The sequence below is a fragment of the Streptohalobacillus salinus genome, from assembly GCF_003201605.1.
In the GTDB taxonomy this organism is placed as follows: Bacteria; Bacillota; Bacilli; order Bacillales; family Amphibacillaceae; genus Streptohalobacillus; species Streptohalobacillus salinus.
Genome location: NZ_QJJR01000002.1, coordinates 244,141 through 256,152, shown reverse-complemented (window position 1 = coordinate 256,152; position 12,012 = coordinate 244,141). Strand labels below are relative to the sequence as shown.

Annotated in this window: 10 protein-coding genes; 2 read left to right on the top strand and 8 right to left on the bottom strand. The window is 40.2% G+C overall.

Annotation, left to right across the window (positions count from 1 at the left end; translation table 11 throughout):
* Position 1: 1 nt before the first annotated feature.
* A complete protein-coding gene (locus DES38_RS02700) occupies positions 2–538 on the top strand; it encodes an RNA polymerase sigma factor (protein WP_245881944.1) in 537 nt (178 codons plus the stop codon).
* A gap of 131 nt (positions 539–669) precedes the next feature.
* Complete coding sequence (locus tag DES38_RS02695; RefSeq protein WP_110250542.1) at positions 670–1,713, top strand: lactonase family protein; 1,044 nt, start codon at positions 670–672, stop codon at positions 1,711–1,713.
* Positions 1,714–1,793: 80 nt separating this feature from the next.
* Here DES38_RS02695 and leuD read toward each other — a convergent pair whose 3' ends face one another.
* The 8 genes from leuD to ilvD all read right to left on the bottom strand — a co-directional run bounded on the left by leuD (position 1,794) and on the right by ilvD (position 11,811).
* Positions 1,794–2,384, bottom strand: coding sequence for a 3-isopropylmalate dehydratase small subunit (gene leuD / locus DES38_RS02690; protein ID WP_110250541.1), 591 nt, complete (start codon positions 2,382–2,384; stop codon positions 1,794–1,796).
* A gap of 20 nt (positions 2,385–2,404) precedes the next feature.
* Positions 2,405–3,808 (bottom strand): 3-isopropylmalate dehydratase large subunit, encoded by a 1,404-nt coding sequence (leuC, locus tag DES38_RS02685; RefSeq protein ID WP_110250540.1) that lies wholly within the window; start codon positions 3,806–3,808, stop codon positions 2,405–2,407.
* Between the two features lie 35 nt (positions 3,809–3,843).
* Entirely contained in the window at positions 3,844–4,908 is a 1,065-nt protein-coding gene (gene leuB, locus DES38_RS02680) for a 3-isopropylmalate dehydrogenase (protein ID WP_110250539.1), read from the bottom strand.
* Positions 4,909–4,922: 14 nt separating this feature from the next.
* Entirely contained in the window at positions 4,923–6,443 is a 1,521-nt protein-coding gene (locus DES38_RS02675; RefSeq protein WP_110250538.1) for a 2-isopropylmalate synthase, read from the bottom strand.
* A complete protein-coding gene (gene ilvC, locus DES38_RS02670) occupies positions 6,430–7,461 on the bottom strand; it encodes a ketol-acid reductoisomerase (protein WP_110250537.1) in 1,032 nt (343 codons plus the stop codon). The genes DES38_RS02675 and ilvC overlap by 14 nt, the downstream gene beginning before the upstream one ends.
* 71 nt (positions 7,462–7,532) lie before the next feature.
* Positions 7,533–8,054, bottom strand: a complete 522-nt coding sequence (gene ilvN / locus DES38_RS02665; RefSeq protein WP_110250536.1) for an acetolactate synthase small subunit — start codon at positions 8,052–8,054, stop codon at positions 7,533–7,535.
* Complete coding sequence (gene ilvB / locus DES38_RS02660; protein WP_110250618.1) at positions 8,051–9,778, bottom strand: biosynthetic-type acetolactate synthase large subunit; 1,728 nt, start codon at positions 9,776–9,778, stop codon at positions 8,051–8,053. Before ilvB ends, ilvN begins: the two co-directional genes overlap by 4 nt.
* A 365-nt stretch (positions 9,779–10,143) precedes the next feature.
* Positions 10,144–11,811 carry a dihydroxy-acid dehydratase gene (ilvD, locus tag DES38_RS02655; RefSeq protein ID WP_110250535.1) on the bottom strand — a complete coding sequence of 556 codons (1,668 nt, stop codon included), beginning with the start codon at positions 11,809–11,811 and terminating at the stop codon, positions 10,144–10,146.
* Positions 11,812–12,012 lie beyond the last annotated feature (201 nt).

Here is a 12,012-nt window from a genome sequence, read left to right as displayed (position 1 = left end):
AGTGGAAGCAATTAATCAGAAAGATCAACGGATAGCTTTTCAAGTTGAAGCACAATCAACAACAGATTTTTATAGTTACTATCAAGAAATGTATTTTGTTGCAAAGCGAGTGGTTTATGATCACTATTTGGCTGAAGACGTCGTGCAAGAGGCGATGATCAAGGCTTATCGTTATCAGAAACACTTAAGTGATCGAACTAAGCTGAGAGCATGGTTAAGAACGATTGTTATTCGCACGGCAATTGATGTCTATCGGAAAGAGAAAAAAATCACGAAGCTTTCTGTTGAAGAAAAATTAGAGCATGGACTTGAGCTCATTAAAACAGATGATCTGGTTTGTCAGTCGATTGAATTGATGAGTCTTTGTGAAGAGTTGACCGTAAAAGTGCAGGGACTACCTGAAAAACTACGTCATGTAATTTTGTTAAAGGCTGAAGAAGATTTGACGGATCAGATGATTGCCGATCGACTAGACATTTCACTAAGTGCTGTGAAAACAAGGTTACATCGTGCACGTAAGCAATTAAGAGCGAACTAAAAACGCTAAGTAGTGAGGCTTTATCCCTTTTCAGAAGGGATAAGGTCTTTTTTATTGGGGGATTCGCGCAAGGTTTGTTATAATATAGAAAGACGAGTTAAAATATTTGGAAAAGGGAGACGATTAGTTTGATGAAACAGTGGACAGGTTATTTAGGTACATATACAAAAGAAGAATCAGAGGGGGTGTATCACTTTACCTTTGATAGTGAAACGGAGAGTATTACAAACGTCACAGCAGTAGGTGCTATCGATAACCCAACATATTTAACGCCATCATTTAATCAAGAATACCTTTATGCAGTAGCTAAAGAAGGAGATGAGGGTGGGGTTACAGCTTTTAAAATTGACCCAAACACACAGGCACTTATTCAATTGAACAGTGCAGCAAAAGCAGGGTCACCCCCTTGTCATGTTAGTGTCAGTAAAGATAATCAATGGCTTGTTACGGCTAATTATCACACAAAAGAAATCATTAGTTATCAATTAGCTGAGGATGGTTCGATTAAACAACTGGCGGATATTAAAGTGCATGAGGGAACTGGACCACACGAACGTCAAGAAAAACCACATATGCACTATGCAGGATTTTCGCCTGACGAACGGTTTGTTATTGCTGTAGATTTAGGTAGTGATGAAATCACGAGTTACCGCATTGATGATGAAGGGAAAATGACAAAAGAAGCTGTCTTTCTCGCTCCAGCTGGGAGTGGACCACGCCATATTGAATTTCATCCGAACAAAACAATCGCTTACGTTATGACGGAATTAACATCAGAAGTGCTTACGTTAGCCTTTGACGCGGATACGGGGATTTTTACATTAATCAGTAAAATAAAAGCCATTCCAAAATCACACACAACGGTAAATGATGGATCTGCTGTGCATGTAACGAAAGATGGTAAATTTGTTTATGTCGGGAATCGAGGCCATAACTCAATTACATCGTTCAAAATCAATCAAGAAACCTTTTCGTTAGAGTTAATAGACTATACAGACACGTTAGGGGACTGGCCACGTGATTTTAGTTTGACACCGGATGATAGACACCTCATCTGCGCAAATCAAAATACGGGGACGCTAACGGTCTTTAAGCGTGATGTGAATAGTGGGGAATTAATTAGTACACAAACCGATGTGAAAGCCCCAGAGTCCGTCTGTGTTAAATTCTTATAAGCAAGAGCTATACTTGTATGCATAAGGTATAAATAAAAATGCTGATTCTCATCAAATGGAATCAGCATTTTTAAATTTGTTTAATAAACGATATGTGTTTGTTCAAACGCTTTGATTTTGTCTTCGTAAGTTAACGTAACCGCTATTTCATCCCAACCATTTAACAACATTTCACGAGAATACTCTGCTAAATCAAACGTTGCATTAAATCCTTGATTATCATAGATTTTTTTCTCTTCCAAATCAACAGTTAAGAAATAATCGTCTGCTTCAGCATTTTTAATCAACTGTTCAGTCTCTGCTTCTTTAAGAATGACAGGGAGAATCCCATTTTTTGTACAGTTATTATAAAAGATGTCAGCGAAGCTAGGTGCGATGATTACACGGAAGCCAAAGTCTTCTAGTGCCCATGGTGCGTGTTCACGACTTGATCCACAACCGAAATTTTCGCCACCAACAAGTATGCTTGCATCTTGGTATTTGGGTTGATTTAAAGAAAAATCTTCTCTCGGACGATCTTTTTCATCGTAACGCCAGTTATAGAATAAATACTGACCAAATCCTTGACGTGATATCCGTTTTAGAAACTGTTTAGGAATGATTTGATCGGTATCTACATTTGCTCGATTAAGTGGATAGACAAGACCAAGATGTTTTACTAATGGTTCCATAGCTAATGACCTCCTTCTAATTAATTAAATGTACGAACATCAACAAAATGACCTGCGATTGCAGCGGCTGTTGCCATTTCAGGACTAACAAGGTGTGTGCGAGCATCTGCCCCTTGACGTCCTTCAAAGTTACGGTTTGAAGTCGATGCGCAACGCTCATTCGGTGGAACAGCATCTCCATTCATGGCCAGACACATGCTACATCCAGGCTCGCGCCATTCAAAACCAGCATCAATAAACTGACGATCTAGGCCGAGTTCTTCAGCTTTTCGCTTAACCGTTTGTGACCCTGGTACAACGATTGCGCTAACACTCGGATTTACTTTCCGTCCTTTGATTATACTTGCAGCTTGAATCAAGTCTTCTAGGCGTGAGTTTGTACACGAGCCAATAAAAACATGTTCGATAGGTACATCAGTTATTTTAACATCTGCTTCTAAGCCCATGTATTTTAATGAGTGTTTAATTTCATTTTTGTCGTTTTCTGTTTTCGCTTGATCTGGATTAGGTATGGTACCATTAATCGGAATACATTGTGCAGGGTTCGTTCCCCACGTTACCTGGGGTTCAACGTCAGTTGCATTAAGCGTTACTGTATGATCGTAACTGGCACCTTCATCTGTTTGTAATGATAGCCACATCTTTTTCGCTTCCTCAAATGTGTCACCTTTCGGTGCATGAAGACGTCCCTCAAGGAACTTGACTGTTGTTTCATCCGGTCCGACGAGACCAGCACGAGCACCGGCTTCAATTGACATGTTACAAATCGTCATCCGACCTTCCATTGATAGACTGCGGATCGCTTCTCCGGTATATTCGATAACATACCCCGTACCAAAATTAACACCGTATTTAGCGATTAAGGCAAGGATAAGGTCTTTAGCCGTAACACCAGTACCTAACTTACCGTCAATCTTGACATTAAGCGTGCGTGGTTTTTGTTGCCACACAGTCTGTGTCGATAGCACGTGTTCAACTTCACTCGTACCAATACCGAATGCTAACGCACCAAACGCACCGTGCGTTGAGGTATGAGAATCACCACAGACAATTGTTTTTCCCGGTTGTGTTAAGCCTAGCTCAGGTCCAATCACATGAACAATTCCTTGATGCTCGTGACCCATACCTGCGAGTGGAACACCAAATTCTTCACAGTTTTTTCTCAAAGTATCCATTTGTATTTTAGATATCTCATCTTTTATGACATTTGTATGGACGGTTGGGACGTTGTGGTCCATTGTCGCAAAGGTAAGTTTAGGTTGTCTGACTGTTCGTCCTTTAAGACGAAGGCCTTCAAATGCTTGTGGAGAGGTGACTTCATGGACCAAATGAAGATCAATATATAAAAGTCCAGGTCTACCTTCTTCTTCATGAACGACATTTTTATCCCAAATCTTCTCAATAATTGTTTTTGGTTGAGTCATCAATTCTCACTCCCTTATTAATAGTAAATTGTCAGTTAAATCGCTTGGACAATCATTTCTGCCATATCAGATGTAGAAAGTTTTGTTCCATGCTTAACTTTTAAATCACCGGTATGATAGCCTTGATCGATGACTTTTTCAACGGCTGTCTCGATTGCATGTGCTTCATCATTCATAGCGAATGAGTAACGCAACATCATTGCTATAGAGAGAATCATCGCCATTGGATTCGCAATGTTTTGATTGGCAATATCAGGTGCTGAACCATGTGCGGGTTCATATAAACCCACACCGTTTTCTGCAAGTGAAGCAGAAGGTAACATACCAAGTGACCCCGTCAATACGCTTGCTTCATCACTTAATATATCACCAAACATATTCTCAGTTACAATCACATCAAAAGAAGTAGGGGCAGTAATTAGTTTCATTGCACAGGCGTCTACGAGCACATGTTCAACGGTTACGTCAGGGAAATTAACTTTTTCAGCTTCAACAATTTCTCGCCACATCTTACTCGATTCTAAAACGTTAGCTTTATCAACGGAAGTAAGTTTTTTATTGCGGAGTTGAGCACTTTCAAACCCTTTAACAATGATACGTTTCATTTCCTTACGTGTGTAGCTTAATGTATCGACGACCGTTTGGTCGTTATCACGACGTTCGCTCGGTCTACCAAAATAAAGCCCACCGGTTAGCTCACGTACAATCAATAAATCACTGCCACCGACAACGTCAGGTTTAAGCGGAGAGGCGTCTAAAAGTTGTTTAAAGCCTTTAACGGGTCTTAAGTTAGCATATAAGTCTAAGCCTTTACGTATTGCAAGTAACCCGCGCTCTGGACGTAAATGAGAAGGGTTGTTATCCCACTTTGGTCCGCCGACGGCACCAAGCAGAACAGCATCACTGTTTTTTGCTTTTAATAACGTTTCGTTTGGTAAAGGATCATTTTCTTCATCGATGGCATGGCCACCAATTAGCCCCTTATCAATCGTGAATTGATGATTGAATGTTGACGCAATTTTATCTAAAACAAGTAATCCAGCTTCCATAATTTCGGGTCCGATTCCATCGCCCGGTAAAACGAGAATATTTTTATCCATGGTAATCGTCTCCTTTATTTCTTCATTGTGACGAACGCGCGATTAATTGCATTAATAAATGCATTTGCAGCGGCTTCTAACACATCTTGGGCGGTTGCACGTCCACTAACAGCTTGGTTATTTACGTTCATATTGACATGGACTTCAGCTAAGGCATCTTTACCTTTACCAATTGAACTTAAGGTGAAGTCCGTGAGTTCAATCTTTTCTTCGATTAAATGTTCAATCGTGTTGTATAACGCTTCGACACTACCATTACCTACATCTTGTTTGGAGACCGTGTCACCTTTTGGTGTCGTTAGTGTGACATGTGCAGTTGGGACATCTGTTGAATGATAGTGAACTTGAAAGGCTTCTAATTGATATTGACTACGCGTTTGTACATCGGTCTGGATATCCATTAGTATTACAAATAAGTCATCATCGGTGACTTCTTTTTTGCGATCCGTTAATAATTTGAAATTTTGAAACGCTTCAGTTACTTTATCTTCGGATAACTCAAAGCCGAGTTGAACAATTTTGTCTTTAAATGCATGGCGTCCGGAGTGTTTTCCGAGTACTAAGCTATTTGATGTCACTCCAACAAGAGCCGGGGTAATAATTTCGTACGTCTGTGCATTCTTTAGAACACCATCTTGATGAATTCCTGATTCGTGAGCAAATGCATTACGACCGACAATGGCTTTGTTACCGGGGACAACCATACCTGTCAACTTGCTGATAATATCACTTGTACGTTTGATTTCATTTAAAATAAAGTTTGTAGTAAAGGAATAAAAGTCCTTTCTAATTTCAAAAGTAACTGCTAGTTCTTCAAGGGCAACGTTTCCCGCACGTTCACCAATGCCGTTAATGGTTCCTTCAACTTGCGTTGCCCCATTTTGAACGCCGGCAATGGAATTAGCTAAGGCCATCCCTAAATCATCGTGACAATGTGTCGATAAGTCTACCTTATTAATGTTGGGGACGTGTTCCTTCATATACTTGAACATCTCACCATATTCTTTTGGTGTGGTATATCCGACTGTGTCTGGTAAGTTAACGACAGTCGCACCTTGAGCAATGACTTTCTCAATAATTTCTGCTAAGAAGGGGAGCTCTGAACGAGAGGCATCTTCAGCTGAAAACTCAACATCGGTACATTTCTCTTTTGCATAGCGTACCATTTCTTCAGCAATAAGAACAACTTCTTCAGGTGATTTCTTAAGCTTATCTTGCATATGGATCGGGGAGGTGGCAATAAAGACATGAATACGAGGTTTCTTAGCATCTTTAATCGCTTCCCAGGCACGATCAATATCATTTTTATTTGCTCGCGCAAGTGCGGCAACAGTTGATTTTGTTATGGTCTGTGCGATTTTTTGTACCGCATCAAAATCACCTTGTGAGGAAGCAGGAAAACCTGCTTCCATCACATCAACCCCTAAACGTTCGAGTTGTTTGGCAATTTCAAGTTTTTCGAGTTGGTTCAAATTAACCCCTGGGGATTGTTCACCATCACGAAGGGTTGTATCAAAGATCTTAATTTGAGTCATTTCCAACCACTTCCTTTTTAGCCATCTTTTTTTGCTTTACAAATGGCATGAGGTCGCGAAGTTCTTTCCCTACTTTCTCAATCAAGTGTTCGTTCTCAGCTTTGTTAATCGCGTTAAATTGTGGACGATTTGCTTGGTTTTCAAGAATCCAATCTTTAGCGAATTTTCCTGTTTGAATATCAGTCAATACATCTTTCATGCGCGCTTTTGTTCCTGCATCAATGACACGTGGACCTGAGACGAAGTCACCCCATTGTGCTGTATCAGAAATTGAATAACGCATATTATCAAGTCCACCTTCGTACAATAGGTCAACAATTAATTTTAGTTCATGAAGACACTCGAAGTAAGCAACTTCCGGTTGGTAACCAGCTTCTACCAATGTTTCAAAACCAGCTTTTACAAGACTTGTTGCACCACCACAGAGGACGGCTTGCTCACCAAATAGGTCAGTTTCTGTTTCTTCTTGGAAAGTTGTTTCAAGAATACCCGCACGTCCTGCACCGATTCCTTTTGCGTAGGCAAGCGCAATTTCTTTTGCTTTTCCTGTGTAATCTTGATAGATACCGAATAGAGCAGGAACACCAGCACCTTCTTCATACGTACGACGAACGAGATGACCAGGTCCTTTAGGTGCAACAAGGAATACATCTACATCTTCTGGTGGTTGAATTTGACTGAAGTGTACGTTAAATCCATGGGCAAAGACAAGGGCATTGCCAGCTTCTAGGTTATCTTTAATGCTTTCATGATAAACTTTAGGTTGGTACTCATCTGGAAGAAGAATCATGATGACTTCTGCTTCCTTACTTGCCTCTGCAACTGATTTTACATCGACGCCATCTTCAACGGCTTGATCCCATGATTTACCTTTACGTAACCCTACAATAACATCAAAACCACTTTCTTTTAAGTTCAAAGCGTGTGCATGTCCTTGTGAACCATAACCAATGATTGCTACTTTCTTACCTTTTAGAATTTCCTCGTTAATATCTTGATTGTATACTACTTTAGCCATAAATAATCTTCCTCTCACTGTTTATTAGTTTTGTTTTTTATGTCGACATGTTAAAACATGTTGGACGAAATTTAGTTTAATAAAGAAAAGGGTGTTTGTTCTTGATTGCTTGGTTGCTGACCACGTAAAAAGGCAGTAATGCCGGTACGGGCAATATCTTTAATGCCATAAGGTCTTAATAATTCAATTAACGCTTCAATCTTTTCTTGTTTACCTGTAACTTGCACAGACATGGTGTCTTTACTGACATCAATGATTGTAGCTCTGAACGGATCGATAATGCCTTGTATTTCAGTTCGTAACTGTGCATTTGATGAGATCTTAATCAACGCCAGTTCACGAGATACTATCGCCTTATCGGTAATGTCAGATACTTTAATCACATCAATTTGTTTGTTTAATTGTTTAGTGACTTGTTCTAGCTTTTGAAAGTCTTCAACATCAACAACGAAAGTGATACGCGAATTATCTTCATGTTCAGTGCGCCCAACAGAAATGCTTTCAATATTAAATTGGCGACGTTGGAGTAAGCCGGTAATGCGATTTAGTACACCACTGCGATTTTTTACTTTTGCTGTGATTATTCGTTTCATGGTTTCACTCCTATCATTTCATTCAATCCTTTACCTGGTGGAATCATCGGATACACATTTTCTTGTTGCAAGACACGCGCATCAATTAAGACGGGTCCATCATAGGCAATTAATTCATCAAGTTGTTTTTCAAAATCATGAGGATCTTCGATTTTGACACCTTTGATTTCATAAGCTTCGGCCAGTTTGACAAAGTCAGGTTGAATACTAAAGATTGACTCAGAGTAACGCTGTGAATAGAAGGCTTCTTGCCATTGCCTTACCATCCCAAGTGCTTGATTATTTACAATGATAATTTTGATCGGTAAGTGACGTTCTTGAAGAATCGATAATTCTTGCAAAGTCATTTGGAAACCACCATCGCCGACAATCGCAACAACTAAATCATTCGGTTTAGCTAATTGAGCACCAATCGAAGCGGGGAAGCCAAAGCCCATTGTTCCAAGGCCACCGCTTGTTACCCAACGATTAGGTTTGTTGAACTTATAGAACTGAGCCGACCACATTTGATGTTGACCAACGTCCGTTGCAACAATTGCTTCACCTTTGGTAGCTTTAAACACTTTGTCAATTACCCACTGACCAATCATAGCTTCAGTCGGTTCATTGTACCAAAGTGGAAATTCTTTTTTGTTCGATAGACAAACATCGCGCCATGCCTTAAAAGTAGGGGAGTCTTTAATCTGTTTTTTCATCTCAATTAGTGCGTATTTTGCATCGCCGACAATTGGAATATGTGTATTGACGTTTTTACCAATTTCAGCAGGGTCAATATCAATATGTGCGACAAGTGCTGATGGTGCAAAATGATCCAAGTTACCAGTTAGTCGGTCATCGAACCGAGCGCCAATGTTAATCAATAGATCCGTGTCATAAAGTGCAGTATTTGCAGCATAAGTGCCATGCATACCGCCCATCCCTAGTGAAAGTTCATGTTCACCAGGAAATGTTCCTAATCCTAGAAGCGTATTCACTACAGGGATTTGGTGTGTTTCAGCAAACTCGAGGAGTTCGCTAGATGCCTGAGCGAATTGAACACCAGCACCTGCAAGAATAACCGGTTTCGTTGCCTGTTGAATCGCTTCCTTTAATTTTTTGACTTGCAGCGGGTTACATTTTATTGTTGGTTGGTAACCTGGCAAGTGAAAACTGTTATCGTAAGAATCTTGGCAAGGATTCGCAGCAACATCTTTTGGTATATCAATCACAACTGGTCCAGGACGACCGGTGGTCGCAATATGGAATGCTTCTTTAATCACACGTGGTAGGTCACTTACTTTTCTAACTTGATAATTATGTTTTGTGATCGGTGTAGTAATACCTATAATATCAGCTTCTTGAAAAGCATCAGTACCAATGACTGGTTGATTAACTTGTCCCGTGAACACAACTAAGGGAAGGGAGTCAATCATCGCATCAGTTATTCCAGTGACAAGATTTGTTGCACCAGGACCGGAGGTTGAAATGACAACACCTGGTTTACCTGATATTCTCGCATAGCCTTCAGCGGCGTGTATGCTTCCTTGCTCATGTCTAGCTAATACTTGATTAAAGAGGTGTTTCTTCTTATAGAGTGCATCAAAAATTGGTAACACTGCACCACCAGGATAACCAAATAGTGTTTCGACATTTTCTTCGATCAGTGCTTCAATTAAAAGGTCAGCCCCAGTTTTTGGTGTGTGTGCTTCTGCTTTACGTTCTCGCTCTTGTTCTTGATTCGACATAACCACGTTGAATCCCTCCTAATATTGATGGAATAGTTAATAAATGAAAAAGTGTATTAAAAAAAGATCAGTTCTCTCCAAATAACCGGCATATTATTGCTGGATTACAAGGGAGAAAAGATCTTACTTTTCACGGTACCACCCTGATTCGTTAGCAAATTCACTAACCTCATGAAGCAAGCGTTGACTTGCTTCTTTTGATAACGGGTCAATGAGTGACCCGGCTAAATCTATTAGGCATCAAGCCATTCAATTTAACACTCCAAGACGATGTCGAAATAGCATGTATTTCCGGGCTTCCAGCAACCCCGGCTCTCTGTAAATACATTGCAACTATTTCTTTTATCTTATCAACGTTTTTTGATTTAAATTTTCATTACGCCACCAGTATTAGCAGAGGTGACGAGCTTTGCATATTTAGCAAGATAACCGGTAGTGATTTTTGGATCAGGTACAACGAAATCTTGTTTGCGTTGCGCAAATTCATCATCGCTAATGTCTAAGTTAATTGTACGATTCGGTAAATCAATAATGATTGTGTCACCGGTTTTTATTAAACCAACGGGTCCACCTTCTTGTGCTTCAGGGGAAATATGACCAATTGAAATCCCACGAGAAGCGCCTGAGAAACGTCCATCAGTGATTAACGCAACGTCTTTATCTAAGCCACGGCCGGCAATTGCTGCTGTAGGTGCTAACATTTCTGGCATGCCTGGTCCGCCTTTTGGACCTTCATATAAGATGACAGCCACGTGGCCTTCTTTTACGGTGCCATTACGAATACCCTCTTGCGCTTCGTCCTGTGAGTTAAATACAATGGCTTCACCTTTGAAAATTTTAATCGAAGGATCAACCGCACCAACTTTGATGACAGCACCTTTAGGTGCAATGTTACCAAAGAGGATGGATAAGCCACCAACCGGACTATACGGATTATCCAATGGACGAATCACATTTGGATTTTTAATCTGGTAATCTTTGATGTTTTCATAAACGGATTTTCCGGAAATGGTTAAACGATCTTTATTAATGCCACCAGGTATTTTGCATAATTCGTTAATGACTGCACTGACTCCACCTGCCAGGTGGACATCATGCATGGTAATATCAGATGCAGGCGCAATTTTCGCTAGGTACGGAATCCGCTTAGCGACGTCGTTAATGCGATCAATGTCGTATTCAATACCGGCTTCATGTGCAATAGCTAAGGTATGAAGTACAGTATTAGTCGAACCACCCATAGCCATGTCAAGAGCGAACGCATCATCAATCGCATCTTCAGTGACAATGTCACGCGGTTTTATATCTTTTTCAATAAGCTCCATTAAATAACCAGCCGCTTGTTTAATTAAGCGATGCCGCTCATTAGAGGTTGCAACAATCGTGCCATTCTCTGGAACAGTAAGACCTAACATCTCCATCAGTGAGTTCATTGAATTAGCAGTGAACATCCCTGAGCAAGATCCGCATGTTGGACAAGCGAGTGTTTCTAATTCAGTAAGTTCAGCTTCTGTCATCTTTCCTGATTGTACGGCGCCGACACCTTCAAACATTGATGAAAGTGTTAATGTTTCACCAGTAGGAGAGACGCCCCCTTCCATGGGGCCTCCTGATACAAAAACAGAAGGGACATTCGTTCTAACTGCTGCCATTAGCATACCAGGTGTTATTTTGTCACAGTTTGGAATGTAAAAGACACCATCAAACCAGTGTGCATTAATTACTGTTTCAGCTGAGTCTGCAATAATCTCACGACTTGGTAGCGAGTAACGCATGCCTATGTGTCCCATTGCAATCCCGTCATCAACACCAATCGTATTAAATTCGAAGGGAATACCACCCGCTTCTCGAATCGCTTCCTTTACAACTTCTGCAAATTTGTTTAAATGCTTATGGCCGGGAATAATATCAATATATGAATTACAAACCCCGATAAAAGGTTTGCCTAAATCTTTAGTTTTGACCCCTGTTGCGTGTAATAAACTACGATGGGGAGCTCGATCTAGCCCTTTTTTAATCATGTCACTTCTCATACTCAGTCGCTCCTTATCTATTTCATCACACGTCGGATGAAAGTTGACTATTCTGTTAATTACTCGAAAATAAATCGTGTTTATTTTCTGAATAATTTTAGATGTTGTCGACAATCATACAATCAATCTCAAAAATAATCAACAGGTTTCGTTAAAATTATCTGATTTTTTATACATTTTGCAATACTTAATATTGTAAGC